This window comes from Blautia faecis, from assembly GCF_027662325.1.
Taxonomy (GTDB): Bacteria; Bacillota; Clostridia; order Lachnospirales; family Lachnospiraceae; genus Blautia_A; species Blautia_A faecis.
Genome location: NZ_JAQDKY010000057.1, coordinates 1 through 18,158, shown reverse-complemented (window position 1 = coordinate 18,158; position 18,158 = coordinate 1). Strand labels below are relative to the sequence as shown.

Here is an 18,158-nt window from a genome sequence, read left to right as displayed (position 1 = left end):
ATCAGTATACCTTCAAAAATATTCATTAACATTACATTTTCCTTCCTTGTATAATCGAAAAATTTTTCATATATATAGCAAAAATAATTTTCTTCAGCGGTATAGTAACAGTTCTATAGCTTGTTGATTATATTTTCGCTATAATCTTTCAAACCGCCTTAATGTTAGTCTAAACTAACCATCACATATATAAGAAACCGCGCAAAAAGTAAACTATAATTTTACACGGTTCTTCTTGTGTTTAAGTATATCACTTACGAAATCATATAACAATAGAATTCTTTCAACAATGTTTTAATTTTTTCTGAACAGTAATCTGGACAGTTTCAGCACAAAATTCCTTGGGTCATTTCATCAATCCTTCTCCCCTTCATTCGCTTCCTCCAGCATAACACTCTCCTGTACCTGTATGTCAGCATACTGGACGCGAAGAACTGCCTGAGGCCAGTTTATGCTGACCATTGCGTTTTTCTCTTTTTCCATGCCTGCTTTGCGGATTAGGTCAAGAAGCTCATTTAATACTTCTTTTGTCAGGTATCCACCCCGCCAGTGAAAAACAAGCACCTTTCCTTTCTTAGCAGCCTGCAAAGACCGCTTGTATACATCCTCCTGTTTGGTAAATGATAATTTCTTCTCTTTGTAGTAAAAATGATCATGATCATTGCAATGAGGCGCAGGCGCGATCAAGGGCTCATGATCGCGAAAGATCTGCTGATCATCCAGGTTGAAATAGTCATAGCGGATTTCCTTGTTTTCGCGATCTTTTCCCAGGCTGTTGTCAAAAGTGGCATCTAAATGATAATATGTGCCATTTATCTTTACAATATTCCAGGTGTGCCGGTATTTGATTCCTTTTTCCGGATTGTTACCGCAAATTGCGATCACACACCATACTCCCAGCGCATCCAGAAGAACCTTCACCGCTTTCGCAATGCCCTCGCATACCCCGACGCTCTGTCCAAGAGGACCTATGATCTCATGGGAATATGCTTTTTTCAGTTTGTCATAACGGACATTTTCGCAGATAAAATCGTGCACATATTTCTCTTTTTCCCACTCAGACATCTTCTGTGCCGGGCGGACAAGCTTCTCTACCCTGGCTGTCAGAGCCTTCTGATGCTCCCGGATCTTGTTTTTCTCAAAAAGATATTCCGGTATGAAAATCAGGTTCGGCGAATCTTTGTAGTAACGATATTTAAAATTAGTTACCCAGAATATTTCCGGATGGTCCAGCCTCATCTGGAAAAAAATATTGTAAAGCTCCTCTCCGGAAAGTGCCGGAACCTGAATTTCATCCGATAGATTTTTCACCCCGACAAAAATGCTGTGATAAGTAGCCTGCTGGGGTTTGTTCATATGATTATAATAGTATTGTTCCATTTTTATCCTTTTAGCTTATCTGTCAGTTTCAGATATCCCTGCACAAGTAGATCTGTTACGATCAGCACAACGACTGACAAAATCAGACAATCTCTTACACTAAATTCGTAAAAAGCTGCAAAACCAGCAATCGTCCAATATACTCCAATATGCACTGCATACATTTTGGATATCTGCCTGGAATAATAGCACAGCTTATTGTAAACAAATTTCCATTTTTCTATAATCGGCATGAGAAAAAATGCCACTGCAAATACAAGGATAATGCTGCAGAAGGTTCCCACTACTTTCACAAGTCCGGGAGTTCGATACTGTTCGATCATATAATTAAAGAATCCGTCAACACCCGGATGCATTACGATGCAGATTACAAACCAGGCTGCCGCTACGATTCCGCATACCAGACCGCTCTTTTTGTAAAAAGCTCCTTTTTCATCCTCTGGTACTTTTCTGATTACTTTTGCAAAAACATATCCTAAAAATACATAACTCAGATATGGAAAAAAGCAGAAGCTTGTCTCACCTTTTCCCCCAAAGGTCATATCCAGAAGCCAGTTAAGTGCCTGATTATCAGAAACCAGCAGTTTGGTAAAAGGTGTTACGATTCCCACTATCAATGCACTTATTATGTAACCGCCAAGTTTTACATTAAATTTCCTGTACAAAGCAAGTACAAGGTAGCACATACCGGATATGAAAAAGATATTCACAAATGTAAGCATGGAATACCGACTTGCTTCAAATACTTCCCTGCTGCCTGCTACTTCTCCTGTAATAGAATTTCTAATGGCGTAGCTGACCGTCATGACTGCCGCATAGCACAAATTGCTTATGCCTTGGTAAATCAACAGTTTTATACCGTTTCTGACCATGTCCTTTGGCTGGGAATGACGTGTAAAAACACTTCCAAAACCCATGGTAAACAGATATAAGCAGGCTCCGGTAGGCATAAACAGGGCAAACATAATTTTATGTACACTTGACTCTGCCGCTGCTGCACCTGCAATTGTCTGAAAAGAATGTATAAATACAATCATGATCATCAGAAAGCCTTTTACCAGGTCAAGCTCTCTCTGGCGTCCAGTATTTACTTCTTTTTCTTTTAAAGAAAACATATTTCTTCCCCTTTTCCTTAATTTGTTCAAATATTATCTAAAAGTGCAATGTTTTTTGGATACTCCATATTAGAATATAAGTTCAGCTGCAGCTGCAATATCCTGTTATACTCATCACATCCAGGCTCAAGGACTCTTCTCTGCTCATACAAGTCGTGGTCTTCCTTGCTCATTTTCACATCAAAGCTTTCCTTTGTATGAAACTGGATTTCAATTCGGTAGTTGCGCGGATTTTTAAATTTGGTATTCACGCCATTGTATGGAAAACCGTCATTAGTCCAATAATTTTTTAATGCATAAATTTTCCAGTTTTTCTCAGACAAAGCCGTTATAACAGAACGGATCTGTTCTACATAATCTTCCGGATCCAGTATGATCGTATAACGGACTACATCCGCCAGCGAATCAAAGAAGGATTTCTCTACTCTCTGATAAAGCTTATTGTACAAGGATTTCGGTGATTTCACTCTGTACTCTAATCCTTCCAGTACGGCTTTGTTGGTTTTCGCGAACTCTATAAGAAATTTGGTTGTCTCGAATTCTGTGGATAAATAATCGGCATAAAACACTCTTTTCTCAGGAGAAAGCTTCTGAAACAGTTCCCTGTCCTTATCTGTCCATGATTCTTCGATTTCTTTGTTCAGATAGATTTTTTCAGCTGTTTCCGCAGACGGAAGGCGGTGAAGCTCTATGGAAACAATGGAAAAAAGATTCAAACTGTAGTCTGACCGGTCAGACAGACTACTGACAATTTTCCCGAAATTATCAATAATTAAATTTACCTTCCGCTCAATCAGTGTATAAGCCGAATCCGAACCGCCTGCTTCTATCACCAGCTTGCCATCTTTTACCTTAATACTTCTTACCACGTTTCTTTCAACAAATCCAACGATTTCTTCGGAATTATATTTGTCGAACTTGTCATAGCTCAAATCAATATTTGCATTTTTTAGTTCTGCCAGCTGGTTTCCAACAGCTAACACAGCTGCCAGTTCCTTCAGCCTGATAACATTTTGATTGTTCAACACCAAAGCTTCTTCTAACTGAACAGGTGCTGTACCATTTTCACCGATAAAGTGAAGCATACGGATTATGGCATATTTATGCAGATCTGATGGAAATTCAAATATATCGCCGTATTCTTCCAACAGGCATGCACTGAACAAAACATGATATTTACTCATAACCTGAAAGAACGTAAGCTCTTCTGCCTGCTTCTGAATTCCAAGCTTGTCCACATATCTATTCATAATTTCCTGATTTAAGCCAAATCCAATATGTGCAAATAGCGCTGCGGACAAAAGACAGTAGCACTCATCTTCATTCAGATTTTCCAGTTTCTGCTTATCCATTATCATATCACAAAATTCTGCAATATCGATAAAATGCATTATAGAATAATCAGAAATATTAGGATATAACTTTTTATATTTTTCCAGCATTCTCTGGACAACTGTACAGTTATCCCGGTAGTTCCCATATAGTTTTTTTGATTTTGCTAATAAAATTTCCGAACACTTATTAACTATCATTTAGTTTTTCTCCAGTCTCTTTTCCCTGTTCTCCTTCGTTTGCCTCTTTAATCAGGATAATGGCGCAGAGTTATTCGTTTCTTTTCCGGCTTAATTACCTCAAGATTACTTACCGTTTCAAAATAACCATTCATATTCCGAATATTCTTTTATCATTTAAAATCATATCGAACCACAGCACAGTTTTTTACCCCAAATGCAGCATATTCCTCATTTGTCATATCCGTAAAATAGGACTGTACCACTCTGGCGATTCCGTTGTGAGCAACCAGGATGTAGGTCTTTTTATCGGACTCTGCTTTTATTTCATCAAGAAGATTATAGATTCTCTGCGCCAGCCTGAGTGTGGATTCTCCACCTTTATGACTGCATGCAAAAAACTCCTTTGCTTTCTTGAAATCCTTCCCATCCCGAGGAGTGGACTCCCATTTTCCAAAATTCTGCTCAATCAGCCTTGGTTCCACCCTGTATGGAATTCCTGTCATTTCCGAAATCAACTGAGCCGTATCTGCCGCCCTGCTAAGCGGTGAGCAGAGGATTTCATCTGCCTTAATCCCCTCTGTAAGAATCTTCTGTCCCGTCTTCTTTGCCTGCTCGCGTCCATATTCTGTAAGCGGACTGTCTGTAGCCCCGCAAATTTTGTTCTCAACATTCCACACGGTCTGCCCGTGTCGGATGAAATAGAAATGTCCCATGGTGGGTTCCTCCCCCAGTTTTCTTTTCACTATCCTATATACATATTTTTGTCGCAAAAATACATATATATTTTATCTAATTCGCACTATCTTTCAAAGCTATTTAAAAAATGACTTCTGTAATAAAAACAACCTTTAAATTCTAATCACCAATATCTATTACTCCATATAACTGATTCAATCTTCTATTTGCAAGCTTGCAAACTTCCTCTCTAGCCATAGCGTCTAACAACGATATACCACCTATGCAATTTATATATTTATTAGCCTCAACAAAATGGTAACGTCCAATGTTCTCTCCTGCATTTTTCCTTTTCTGAATGCAATCAAACACTCCCAATGCAAGATTCTTATTAGATATAAAATTATTAGAAGAAATCAATATCAAATTGGAAGCATATGCAGCTTCGCATATTAAATCTACTGCATTATAATGTTCACATTTTTTCTCATCATATAACAAGTACCCTGTCCACCATAATCGCGACAAACAATTCATAAAGCACGACCTTTTAGTTCCCCGCATAAAGAAAAAGGAATTCAAGATATCTCTTTCATTTCCAAAATTTATTTCATTTTTTCTACGATATTTTACATAATCCCAAAATTGACCAAATAGCATTCCCGCCCAAAGGCGTTCATCTGCTGCTAATGCAGGGCTTAAATCATGTAAAGCTTCATAAACTATTTCCACATTTTTTCTATCTGAAACATTGTATTCATCACTCATATCCAAAATAAAATCTTTACATTGGACTTTTGATTCATGCATCCAGTCTCGTTTTTTGAACTTTTCAATAAACCAGTCATTATTTACATCTGCAAAATGTTTCTTATATTTTATAAAATTCATCTTAATGTCATCTATTGCCTCTTGAGAGAGATAAATTAATTTCAATTTTTCACACCCTTTCACTCCAATTTTCTAACTCTTTAAAACTCCTTGCAATCGGGTCAGCAAATACAGATTGACAAACAGATAATAACGAATCATCTTCAATACTTAAATCAGCAATGTCAAATCCATTTCTATTTAAGAGTGACTCTATAACTTTATACCAATGCAATGAAGTAAATACATCATCATCTTTTCCTATACACATTCGCTGTATTACCACCATAAGTGCTGGGAGCAAAACCAGACTAAATGATGTACTTTTAAACGCATTTTTTCCTAACTTTGCATATAGTTCATATATTTCTGATGAAAGTCCCACAATAACATATTCATCATTATCTGTATTTACACTTAGAGATTCTTTGTGTTTGTCTTCAAGTTTTACAATTTTTATGATTGATGGCAATGATTCAAAATCTTTATCATCCTTTTGTATTTTATAATCTTTAGCTGTTCCAATCGCAATAATTTGATGTGGTTCTAAGTCAAAGCTTTGACCATGATAATCAGGGTGAAAACTTTTCGATTGGAATCCGATTACTCTTTTTGTTAAAATGATAAATGTCCTAATTTCAATATTTTTAGATAGCAACGATGCGTTTATTTTAAATTCAATCTCCTCATCTTCAGATATTAATACCTCTCTATAACATGTATAAGGACATTCAATATGAACGCTATAAACAGCTTTTTTTTCATCGATTAACTTTTTTATCTCATCATTTTTTAATTCAAATATCAATTTACCGTATATTTCTGTAAATTGAGTATTTACTTCATATCTAACTTCAAAAGAAGAATCAATATAATCATCTCCGAAATCATTTAAGATGGGATATGGAGAAAGCCTATTTTTTACTCGCATAATAGTCCACCTCCATCATACAATAAGAATCAAAATCCACTTTAATTTCTAAACTTATGTTTTTTCCCTTCTGCATATTTTTTATGTAAACTGTATCATCTATTATTTTTTCCACAGTTATTCCAGTTGAATTCGATACAACATTAACTGATTTTATAGGGAGCTCAAAGTCACTTTGCTCACCAGCTACATTAAATACAATTTTCCCTTTCGATGAATTTGAGGGTGATACAAAATTCAATCTATATTTTCCTTCTTGGGCATCTATACAAATCAATCGCTTTTTTATTTTCAGCTCTTCATATTTTGTCTTATCGCCTTGACTTTTTCCTACCTTATCTTCACCATCATCTGGTCCCGCAAACGGTCCAAATCCTGGGCCTGGGTGCGGGCCTGCTCCATGCTTAGGACCAACTCCATCCCCTGGGCCACTTCCCCCAGCACCATTCTCATTAATTTCGATTTCTTCTATTTTCATTGCTTTTGTTTTTTTCTTTGTAGGTTCCACTGATTTTCCAAACAATTTTTTTATTCGAAATGATAAATCATTTTTTTGCAACTGTGGCTCTTGAGCATCTTCAATTCTATCTGGCAAGAAGTCATTTGCACCTATAGCATCCATTACATTAACTTCAATCCTTCCAAAATTCTCATTAACACAGTCTTTTATATATTTTTTAAATTCTTTCAAAACTTTTTCGTAATATGGTTTCTTATCTCTACATCTTCCTGGCTCCCAAGCATCATGAGATGGGACTTCCATACTTTTAAATGTTTCATTCATATTTTCTCCCTCTATTATCATGACACCCGTAAACTCAATACTTCCACTAATCCTATTTTGTTCTAATATCCTCATACCCGCATTTCTTGTAATCAATACTTTACGATTTAGTTTTTCACCTTCTTTTATATATAGTGTACATTCTTTATCTTTAAAACCAAATTTCTTTCCATAAACATTAGAATTTAATGAGATTTTTTTTATTTTAGGATTAGAAGATGTTAAAACATCATAGTACTCTATCAACGCTTTGATATCATCATTTTGATATGGATTCAACTTTGCAATATATTCAGCTAATGTCGTCTTCGAAATTCTTTTCCCCTGTACCTCAACGATTAGTTTTCCTTTCACTAAAGAAACTAAAAAATCCAAAAGTACCGCATCTATAAATTCTTTCTCGTAATTTTCATTTTGAAACATTCCCAAAATGTAAATATCCGTCCCAGTATCGGTCCGATTGTATTTTGGATCAAAATTGATCAAACCAGGAATAGCAACAAACCTCTCATCTTCTGAATAATATCCAACTCCTGTAGTCCATCCGATTTTCTCATCATTAAATGAAATTAATCTTGCCACACCAAAATTAGACTTTACTCCATTTACATCTAACGAAGAATAAAAAACTGTCCTTAAATCAGAGCAAGCAAAAGTTGCCGATTTTCCAATACCAAAACTCCCACCAGAACTTTGTCCTTTATTAGATGAACCATTTTCTTTAACTAATCTACTCCAATTAGTGCCTTTTTTACATGTATCACTACCTTCTAGTCCTCTTGTATTATGATCACTAATCCGCAAAACATCTATATATTCCTTGGATAAAATATCATCAGCCTTTCTAAAGAAATTATGAGCATCTGGTTCATCTAAATTGCTTTCATAACATTTTCTTATCGCATATTGCAAATCATGAACCGCAGGTATTTCTTCTCTTTTCACTTTTATCAACTCAAATTCTACTATTACAGGCTCATCTACATCCATCCGTACCGCATCTAATGAATTCTGTATAATTTCTCTTACTAATGATCTATTTATATCAGCTGTAAAAGTTTCTATTCCAGCATCATTAATTCCTGAAATCACCGAATTCTGATTTGACACAAACCTCCATTTTTTCATTTTTCTTCCTTCCCCTTTTATCTTCTGTTTTTGCCATTTTTAATTTCAAATATCACCAAGATTTATTTTTCCAGTCTAATCCATAAATTTTTTAGTAAATACTTAGCAATATATCTAATTTTCTTTTTATTCTTTTTGAAAAATTACATCTAATGTCTTTTCCATATCCATTATTAAATTTACCACTAATGCATTTCCCATCATAAATCTACGTTTTCTTAATGGCATCTCCACCGTCTCTCCTTTAACCAAACAATATTTTGTATGATTTGTAGGGAATCCCTGGATTCGCTCTGCTTCTGTCGCAGTAAGTAGTCTCACTCTTCCAGTCATCTTGTCTTTCACAATGTGAGTTGTTCTACTGAATCCACCTTCTGATGTCAGCATCGTACGTGCCGGTTTATCTTCCTGATCAATCATGGAAATAGCCCCCTCTGAGAATACATATTCATGACCTGTTGAACTTGTACGTAACAATTTTTTTGCACCTTTCAGGTATTGCCAGGTCTGTCTATCTTCCTTTGGAAGACGCTGTTCCGTTTCATCACTATGTGTAACCGCAGGATCCGTATAATATAATTTTTCTTCTGGGATAAAATACTGTTCTTCTACTGGTCCAGTTTCCATAACATCGCCAAGCGCTATCTGCTTTCCATGATAATTCGGAACAGTCTTTATTGTGTATATTATTCCCTCTTTCATTATTCCGGAATTTTCAAATGCACATTGAAATGTTTCAGATACTTCACCTACTTCTACCGGCAGTTTCTTAATTTTTGTTTTAGCAGATTCTGCTTTATTTACCGGAAATGTTTCTGCAAAAAATCCTTCTTTTAAGACTACATTTTCCATACATTCTTTCTTACGTTCTTCTTCCAATGTATCTGTATATCCAATTGTATTTAGAATTCTTTCTGCATATTTTGTATTATTTTTGTAAGCAAAAATGAATGTTCTACGACGTCTCTGCTGATATCCATATTCTGCAGCATTTATCACTCGCCATTCCACTGTATATCCTTCATCTCGAAAACATGCAAGAATCACACCGAAATCTCTACCTCTTTGCTTTGCAGGAGATTTCAATAATCTATCAACATTTTCTAATAATACAAATGGTGGCTTCTTTGCCTCCAATGTCTCACGTATTGACCACCACAAAATTCCTTTTTTTCCTTCAAGTCCTTTGGAAGTAGCTAACGAAGATGCTACTGAATAGTCCTGGCACGGAAATCCGCCAACCAACAAGTTAAAATCAGGAAGTGTTGTTTTATCTACATCTTCTATGTTACAATTCGTGGTATCTTCACCATTATCATCTAATCTTGTTCCAAACCGATATACATAACAGTCATGTGCGTACTGTGTACTCTTCTCTGCCGGCTCCCATTGACTAAACCAAACTGTATCCCATTTTTCTTTTTTGCCATAATCTTCTACTGTTCTTATATTATTAAGTCCACACCTAAAGCCGCCTACTCCTGCGAACAATTCGCAAACTGTTTTCTTCACTTTATATTACCTCTTCTTTTATTATTCGAACAATTGTTCTTTACATATAATATCTTATTTTATTGTTTTTGTAAAGATCCTTTTTATTTCTTTTCCCATGAAATGTTATATGCTAATTCACCACTATGCTCTTTTATATAATTTAAAACAAAATCATTATTTAACCAATAACTTTGTTTCCCAATAATATCTCCATTTGGCAATTTGCAACCAAATGTACCTTTTTTCTCTTCTTGCTGAACAAAGCGACCATTTACTGTATTCTTTTCTATATATTGTTCTGACGCCTCATCTACACCAATAATATTTTTTCTATCAATATCATATGTAGCTTGACCATGAACTTTTATAAGTCCCATTTGATTTTCAGTTTTTCCCTGAATATTAGAGTGAATTATCACATCATTTTTTCTTTTTTCTAAAGTAAACCGTATTCCATTTACTACCTTACTTTTTAAATCTTCCCAAGTTTCTTTCGCCCATTTGTCTAATTGTTCTGGAGTAAATTTTAGAAATAAATGACCTGCATATACATATCCTTTTTCTTCTTCCACAAAAATCTGTAACAAAAATCTTTGTTCTGATAAATATCTAAACACTTCCGACTCTTCCCATTCTTGATTTATCACATCTGCGATTTCAAACGTTGGAAATGATATTTTTTCTTTTATTTGTCGTTTTTTATTTATCCTGATACTTTTTACAGCAGTATGTGTCTTCATCAAATATGCATCTGCATTTGACTTTATCCCTAACAAAGATAATCCAATTCTACTAAACGCATCTTTCCCATTTATTTTCAATTCATTTAATGATTTTGATTTAGATGTAACTATTTTTCTTACAGTTTTTGCACTCCACTTTTCATCAATAGCGTTCAACCAATCTTCGAAACTTTTTCCTCGTGGAATTTTTATTTCACACTGTTTCTTTTTGGTATATATCGTTTGTGAAAAATCTTTTTCTGGTACAATATATTCCCTTATCAAATATGACATATATGATTGTTTAAAAGCAAATCGTCTTGGTAATGCTTTATCACCTTTTGGTGCATCCTGCTTTTTAGAATTTTTATCCCCTCTTCTGGCTGCACCTAAAAATTCTGTATCTCCCTCCGATAATCCCGATGCCTTTCCTTCCATAATTTTCTTAGTAATTATATAATAATCCCTCTTAATCTGCTCCATATCTGAAGCTACAATTTTTTCAAACTCATACAATCGAAGATACTTTATTTCAGATTCAATTCTCAACTGTCCAGTTTGCAATAAATAAATCACAAACAGCATATTATGACATTTCTTATACAAATGGCTTTCTTCAAAAGATACCTTCTTCTGATACTCCATATAATCAATAGCAGATAATGCTAATCTCTGATCAGCACGTTTTGTCTCCCAATATCCAAAAGTTTTCAATTCCAAAGGAGCCTCCGGAAAATCCGGTTCAATTGAAGGGTTTCTCGGTATCCCAAAATAATATTCTTGTATAAGATTTCCTATTTCACCTTTATCTACACTCTCTTTTTTTCCAGCTTCTTTCACAATATCTGATATCTTTTGATTTTGCATTTGCAACGCATATTCATATATACTTTCAATTTTGGTCATATCATATTTTTTTCTCATGTATCAATTCCCCTTATTGCATACCTTTAGGTAACTCCTCTGTATAATCATTCCATATATTATTGACATCTACTAATTCAACAAACGCATTCATAACATCTCTTTTTATCAATCTTACATTGGTATATGCATGGTATGAATTTTTCATAAGTTCATCTTTTATATTTTTGCTATTCAACTGACCAATATTTTCCTCATATTCAGCTATCAGTACATCTATAAATTCAGAAATGAACCGCCTCTTATCTTCAGTTGTTAATTGATGAAACTCATACGTCATATCAAACCGCGAAAACAAAGGTTCTGGAATCATTTCCTGAAAATTGGAAGAATCCAAATTTGCAGTAAAAATAACAATATATCCGTCTAAATCAACAACTTTCCCAACCAAATCCGTATACTGACCATCCTCCAGCATTTCATAAAAAAAGTTAAATATAGTAGCATCTGCTTTATCTAATTCATCTATTACGATTATCTTTGATTTACTGTTTATGATTTTATTTGTTAATTCACCACCAGTTTCACTGCCCATATATCCTTTGGGCGATCCAATCAAACTCCATAACGACCCCTTTCCTGAGTAATTTCCAAAATTTATTTTTATTGGTGGTTCTTCTGGATACATTGCTTTTTGAAGAATTCTTCCTACTTCTGTCTTTCCAATACCCGATTTTCCACATAATAGAATTGAAAATATCTTTTTTCTTTTCATACGGTGCAACAGGATATATGCTTTCAGCTGATTTTTTAAATTCTTTTTAAATCTTTCATGTCCGTATAATTGTATTTCAAAATTATCCATGAGGTCATCAAATTCTCTCTTCTCATACTCTACAATTGATTTTTCTTCTGTCACATTTTTTTCTTCTACATCCTTTTTTACATCAACTTCATCTGTTTCAAAATAGTAATGAAATAACTCACAGGCTTGAAACAAATATTCTCTTTCAACACAATACTCTATGCAGTCCTCATTCTCCTCATTCAAAGCATTAATCCAGGATTCGTAAATCAATTGCAAACCTTTTCTTTCACTAAGGGACATTACCAATGCAGTTATATCTAATACAAAACTCTCTTCATCGTTTATTCCGTTATATTTCAAATTAACACTTTTGTCCGTTAAATATGATATCGGAAAAACTTTTCCCTTCTCATTTTCTACTTTATAAATAAACTCCTCTATTTTTTCCTTCTCATAAACTAATAATTTCTTCTTCATATTTATATGTTTGAATTAATCTCCTGAATAATCGCAATTACATCAATTACTGTTTCACTTTCATCATCCTCATCATTTTGGGGTGGTATGATATTACAATTCTCTTCTTCAACAGAAGACTCCAATTGTAATCCTCGATTTTCATATTTACCTTTTTCCATTGGACCGTCTTTCTCTGAAAAAATTTCTTGTAAACTCTTTCTCCTTTTATGCTTTCTAGCTCCTCGATTTATTCCTATAACAGTCACACTGCCAGCTTGTAAATCATATATGTTATAGGAATTTTCAAAATCATTTTCAAATGTCATTGGAATTGTTATCAAGAATTTTGTTTCTTGAGTTTTACATTCTAATTCATATGCACAATCCTTTAACAATGAATTAATCATCGCTGATAAATCAAGTTCAATTTGCATGTCATCTGAATTACTACTAATTTTAGTGTCCTTAAATGCACCATTTAAAATCATTTTTGTTACTGCATATGATTCTTCCTCATTCATCAACGATAATGTAACATTCCTCAAACATACCAAATCTCCTACCTTTGAAGCATCATCATAATCTTTTGCTTTGGAAATGATTCTTGCTAACATATTAGATTTTGTTGTTTTCACATCAAAATTCTCAAGTACTTTACTTTTCACACCATCATGCACTTCTTTTGATAATCCTAGTTCTCCCTTTATCGCCTCTAAATAGCTCAAATTAGAATTAATTCCTAAACTAGTTTTTATATCCACGCTACTTTCAGCTTCGTTTTCTCTCGTTCCCCCAGTAATTATTTTATTATTCAGTAACATAGCTATTTCATAAACTTTATCTGTGTTTATATAATATAAGCTAAATATCTTTTTATCGCTTTCCTGTTCTTCATTAGTTTCATGTTTATCAGACATTGAAATTTCTTTTCGAACAAAAATTAGTAATACACTTCCGCTTGTCAAAAGATATATCAATATTTTGACTTGAAAAGCAACATCTACTTTATTCTTCATTATCAAAAATAAATATTCTACGATTGCCATACAAATTACAAAAACTATATTCTCTATTTGACTCGTTTTTTCCTTTCGAGCATAAAAAATTTTCATACAGATTCCTAAACCCAAAGGAATAATAACAATATATGGAGAGTAGAATTTTGAAATATTAAAGTATTTAACAATGTCAAGCATTATACACACAACCGATGCAGACATTAATAACAGCATTAATATTCTTGTCCAATTATCTCGAGCAAATTTTTTTATCTTTTCCATAACATCACCTTCTGTTGTCATCTAGCGGTTAGCGCTTCTTAATCCACAATAAAGTTCTTATCCAACTGCGACAAAATATAACTATTATTCAACCAGAAACATTGTTTTGGATACATTCTTCCGTCTGGAAGTTCATAAGTATCTTTTGAATTTTGCGCATGTGGCCTTACATGGCACACTGGATTTTCTGATGATTTCGGAAAATTGTTATAATTTTCCCCATTTTTTTGTTCTATCTGAAGACCTTCGCATAGAACCCTCTGTGTTTTTTTCCAAACAGCCTTCACATTCCCCTCCAAATCATCATACGGAATATTCCAAAATTGACAGCCTTTTAACCTTAATTCATTTTGTTTATCAAACTTATAAACCACAAACAAAAATCGAGTTTCACGTAAATAATTTCCAAATGTAGAATTGTCCCATTCTTCCTCTACTAGCTCTTTAAATTTGAAAGTAGGAAATGACATGTTTTCTTTTATCTTATTATTTTTCTCAATACGTATCGTCTTAACTACCACATTTGCTTTTTCAAATTCCTCCGCATGGTTTCCCTTTATTCCCAACATCCGATATGCCAACATTGCCCCTAGACTTTTCGGTTTCTTTTGATATTCTATATGGAATGCATTACATAGATTAGTAACTGACCAATCACAATACGCATCTATTTTATGTACAACATAATCTTCGAAAGATTCCTCTACTTTACCCTTAATAATTGGTTCATACGTGTTTTTTCCCGGAATAATATAATTGTTAAGAACATATGTCATATACGAATTTTTAAATGCAAACGCCCGTGGTTTTGCTAGTTCATCACTAAACGGCTGTTTTCTCCTGTCTTTCGATGTTGCGCCCTTGGGTGCAGCTCCCAAGTACAACGTATCCCCTTCAGACAATTCATGTGCCTTTCCATTTTTAATTTTCTCAACAATAATCTCAAAATCATGTTTTATGATTTTTTTATCTTGTTCTGGCGGTGTAAACAGTTTTACATAATCAATACGATAATTTAATCGATTTTTTATTTCTTGGCTATACAAATAATATACTAACAAAATCAACCGAGATTTTTGCCACATATGGCTATCTTCAAATTTCTCGTCAACAACTGAAAAATAATCAATCATTGTCAATATCAATCTCTCTTTAGCTACCATTGTTCCATTTTTATTTTGTTTATATGGTGTTACTTTTAGTTCCACTCCTGCTTTATCAAAGTCTGGACGTGCGTCATTGTTTGCGGGATAGTGAAAAAATCTTTCTTCTATCAGTTCTCCCAAACCACCTTTTCTCTTCTTATTCTCGTGATTCACCGCATAATCTGCTGTTTCTTTAAGAAACATATTTTTATTAATATCATCCCGTTTACATACATCAGCAAATGTTTTTCCAATCAGGTTTTTCGCATATTTTTCTATTGAACTAGGGTCCGTTTCATCATAGTCTTTAAAATAATTCACCATCACATTTCCTCTTCATTATCTACTTCTTCCAATTTCTGATCAAATATCGTTTCTTCTATAACTCTAATGCATTGTTCTGTGTCTTTCAAAATATCCTTTCCCCAGAAATGTATCACAGTCCATCCCATAAAATTTAATTGCTGGTCTTTTTCTTCATCTCTTTGGATATTACGCTCTATTTTCTTAACCCAATAATCAGAATTTTTCCCCTTTTCTAAGCGAGGCTTCAATGTTTCCCAATCCTTGCCGTGAAAAAACTCACTATCGCAAAAAATCACAATATGGTACTTTGGCAAAACAATATCTGGTCTACCTGGTAATCCCTTATAATTTTTTCGATAACGAAAACCTCTATGCCACAACGCTTTTCTCAATACAATTTCTATACTTGTATCTTTTCCACGTATCCTACTCATGTTTTTGTGGCTTTTTTCCGTTACTTCGCCATGAAAGCGCGGTTCTTTTATTGACATACTCATATCACCTTTATCAACATATACCCTACTTTATTGTATCAAATAAATTATTGCTATTCAAATTTTAATCTCTCCCCATGTTCGAATTAAATTTTCTCCAGTAGAACCAATATATAAATATTCTTCTGTGCCTTACCTATCAACCATTTTAAATAAGCAATATCTTTCACAGCTTTTTTCTTCCATCTTGCCTATGCCTATAATACCTCTAAAAATTTAATCATTCGATCAATAAATTCCTCTGATTTTCTTTTCGATTTTTGAACTGTGATTTGCATTTCCTTATTTCCATCAACATGAATTTCTTTAACATCAATAACATCTCCAATATATGTAGCATAATCATCTACTTTTGTTATCCTCACCCTCTGATTAAGCAAAGAATCATCAATAATATAATTTCTACGAACAATTTCCGCTTTATCATTTATTTTAAACGTTTCAAAAGGCTCTAAACCAATAATCACCATCGGAATGGTCAATTGATTCATCATTGGTGGCAGATATCTTAATACTTTTTCAAACGAACCACTTGCAGAATCAATATTAGCAACTTTTTTCATATTATCAGTAGCACAAACATATATTCCAATTTGTCCTTGAACAGCCTTTTCTACATGATTCAATTCGCAAGAAAGAACTGGTTTTAACAAATTCCATGCAATAGCTTCTCCATGATTAAATGCCACTTCTACGCAAAAAGCATCATCACAAGCAAAATCGAGACGCCATTCTGTATTTCCAATCACACCTGTAGTATCATTAAAAATATCTACTTCCGCCTTCCAACCAGGTATATCTAACATTCTTTCCTTTAAAATACCATTAATCGAAGGTGTTATACTTTTAAACGAGGTACCTTTTTGAGAATGCCTTTTCTTTTTTTCCAAAAAATCTGTTATCAATTCTTCTTCCGATATACTTCTTAATGCCCCCACAAATTGCTCATATCTTTTCCTTAAATCTTTGTCGTTTTTAATAATTGCATCTGCATGTCTATGCGAATACTCTCTAAATTTCATCTATAACACCTCATTTTTTTCAATTTCATTTTATATCCAATGATTCTACTAAGTCATAAACCACCAGTTCAACTGGTGGTTTGATTATGCCCCTATAAGGGGCCTATGCCTGCAACGCCTGGAAGGCGCACATATACCGGCTGGCCTCTAAAAGAGGCTATCTTCTAGTATCTTCTCTTTTCGATTCTTCTTTTTGTTGCTGAATGTATTCTTTTACCGCATCTTCTGTGATATTGCCTACTTTTGCAACATAATACCCTCTGGCCCAAAAGGCTTTCGACCATCCATTTACACTTTCCGGATATTTGTCGTGTATCATTAATGCACTTTTTCCTTTAATGTACCCTACCACATCTGACACTTTTTCACTTGGTGGAATACTTAAACATAAATGTACGTGATCTGCGCATACTGCACCTTCTACTATTTCTATATTCCGGTAATCGCACAGTTTTTTTATTATTTCTCTTACATCTGCTTTTAATCTTCCGTACATGATTCGTTTTCTATACTTTGGTATAAACACTATATGATACTGGCATTTGTACCTTGTATGTGATAAACTACTACTGTCCACGTTGGACCGCCTCCTATTCTCTTTAGTATTGGCTTGAGACACCTTTACTATTGTAGCATAGGAGGCTTTATTATACATTCTACAACGTCACTACTACACTATTCGCCCCAGCATAGCTGGGGGATTAGCTCTTTCATTTATTCACAGTACTCCTTGCTTCCACATTTCTTCTGCCACAGTCACATATTCCTTACTATTCTCCATAATCCCAATCTTCTCTTCCCATGTAAGATTTCTCTTAATCTTCGCAGGACTTCCCATTACCAGGGAGCCGTCTTGTATGACGGTGTTTTTGGTGACAAGGCTTCCGGCGCCGATAATGCAGTCGTTGCCGACTTTGGCTCCGTCAAGAATTATGGCGCCCATTCCGATTAAAGTGCGGTCACCGATTGTGCAGCTGTGGATTACGGCATTGTGTCCGATTGTGACATTATTTCCAATATGGACTGGCAGGCCTCGACTGACGTGGATCGTGCAGTTTTCCTGGATGTTGGTTTCCTCGCCGATTACAATTGGCGCGTCATCTCCGCGGATTACGCTGTAGTATAGCACACAGCTGTCACGGCCAATGGTGCTAGAATATAAATAGT

Annotated in this window: 16 protein-coding genes; all 16 read right to left on the bottom strand. The window is 34.4% G+C overall.

Annotated elements, in window-relative coordinates; translation table 11 throughout:
• Positions 1-354 precede the first annotated feature (354 nt).
• Positions 355-1,380, bottom strand: coding sequence for a transglutaminase domain-containing protein (locus PGQ38_RS17885; RefSeq protein WP_195380190.1), 1,026 nt, complete (start codon positions 1,378-1,380; stop codon positions 355-357).
• Between the two features lie 2 nt (positions 1,381-1,382).
• Positions 1,383-2,495 (bottom strand): heparan-alpha-glucosaminide N-acetyltransferase domain-containing protein, encoded by a 1,113-nt coding sequence (locus PGQ38_RS17880; RefSeq protein WP_118582554.1) that lies wholly within the window; start codon positions 2,493-2,495, stop codon positions 1,383-1,385.
• 26 nt (positions 2,496-2,521) lie between these two features.
• On the bottom strand, positions 2,522-4,027 hold the full coding sequence (locus tag PGQ38_RS17875; RefSeq protein WP_270432943.1) for a hypothetical protein: 1,506 nt from the start codon (positions 4,025-4,027) through the stop codon (positions 2,522-2,524).
• A 152-nt stretch (positions 4,028-4,179) separates the two neighbouring features.
• Positions 4,180-4,722, bottom strand: coding sequence for a histidine phosphatase family protein (locus tag PGQ38_RS17870; RefSeq protein WP_270432941.1), 543 nt, complete (start codon positions 4,720-4,722; stop codon positions 4,180-4,182).
• A 142-nt stretch (positions 4,723-4,864) separates the two neighbouring features.
• Positions 4,865-5,620 carry a DUF6339 family protein gene (locus PGQ38_RS17865; RefSeq protein ID WP_270432940.1) on the bottom strand — a complete coding sequence of 252 codons (756 nt, stop codon included), beginning with the start codon at positions 5,618-5,620 and terminating at the stop codon, positions 4,865-4,867.
• Positions 5,621-5,624: 4 nt separating this feature from the next.
• Positions 5,625-6,485 (bottom strand): hypothetical protein, encoded by an 861-nt coding sequence (locus PGQ38_RS17860; protein WP_270432937.1) that lies wholly within the window; start codon positions 6,483-6,485, stop codon positions 5,625-5,627.
• Positions 6,469-8,397, bottom strand: a complete 1,929-nt coding sequence (locus PGQ38_RS17855) for a hypothetical protein (protein WP_270432936.1) — start codon at positions 8,395-8,397, stop codon at positions 6,469-6,471. The genes PGQ38_RS17860 and PGQ38_RS17855 overlap by 17 nt, the downstream gene beginning before the upstream one ends.
• 126 nt (positions 8,398-8,523) lie before the next feature.
• Positions 8,524-9,909, bottom strand: a complete 1,386-nt coding sequence (gene dcm, locus PGQ38_RS17850) for a DNA (cytosine-5-)-methyltransferase (protein ID WP_270432933.1) — start codon at positions 9,907-9,909, stop codon at positions 8,524-8,526.
• Between the two features lie 83 nt (positions 9,910-9,992).
• Positions 9,993-11,537, bottom strand: a complete 1,545-nt coding sequence (locus tag PGQ38_RS17845) for a Sau3AI family type II restriction endonuclease (RefSeq protein WP_270432932.1) — start codon at positions 11,535-11,537, stop codon at positions 9,993-9,995.
• 13 nt (positions 11,538-11,550) lie between these two features.
• Complete coding sequence (locus tag PGQ38_RS17840; protein ID WP_270432929.1) at positions 11,551-12,762, bottom strand: AAA family ATPase; 1,212 nt, start codon at positions 12,760-12,762, stop codon at positions 11,551-11,553.
• A gap of 2 nt (positions 12,763-12,764) precedes the next feature.
• Positions 12,765-14,024, bottom strand: a complete 1,260-nt coding sequence (locus tag PGQ38_RS17835; RefSeq protein WP_270432928.1) for a hypothetical protein — start codon at positions 14,022-14,024, stop codon at positions 12,765-12,767.
• Positions 14,025-14,062: 38 nt separating this feature from the next.
• Complete coding sequence (locus tag PGQ38_RS17830; RefSeq protein ID WP_270432927.1) at positions 14,063-15,493, bottom strand: Sau3AI family type II restriction endonuclease; 1,431 nt, start codon at positions 15,491-15,493, stop codon at positions 14,063-14,065.
• Positions 15,493-15,966 (bottom strand): very short patch repair endonuclease, encoded by a 474-nt coding sequence (locus PGQ38_RS17825; RefSeq protein WP_270432925.1) that lies wholly within the window; start codon positions 15,964-15,966, stop codon positions 15,493-15,495. Before PGQ38_RS17825 ends, PGQ38_RS17830 begins: the two co-directional genes overlap by 1 nt.
• 200 nt (positions 15,967-16,166) lie before the next feature.
• Positions 16,167-16,991 carry a BglII/BstYI family type II restriction endonuclease gene (locus PGQ38_RS17820; protein WP_270432923.1) on the bottom strand — a complete coding sequence of 275 codons (825 nt, stop codon included), beginning with the start codon at positions 16,989-16,991 and terminating at the stop codon, positions 16,167-16,169.
• Positions 16,992-17,148: 157 nt separating this feature from the next.
• The gene (tnpA, locus tag PGQ38_RS17815; RefSeq protein WP_270432921.1) at positions 17,149-17,568 is read right to left on the bottom strand and encodes an IS200/IS605 family transposase; all 420 of its coding nucleotides are present in this window, start codon (positions 17,566-17,568) and stop codon (positions 17,149-17,151) included.
• Between the two features lie 141 nt (positions 17,569-17,709).
• Positions 17,710-18,138: a gamma carbonic anhydrase family protein gene (locus PGQ38_RS17810; RefSeq protein WP_270432947.1), complete on the bottom strand. Its 429-nt coding sequence runs from the start codon at positions 18,136-18,138 to the stop codon at positions 17,710-17,712.
• Positions 18,139-18,158 lie beyond the last annotated feature (20 nt).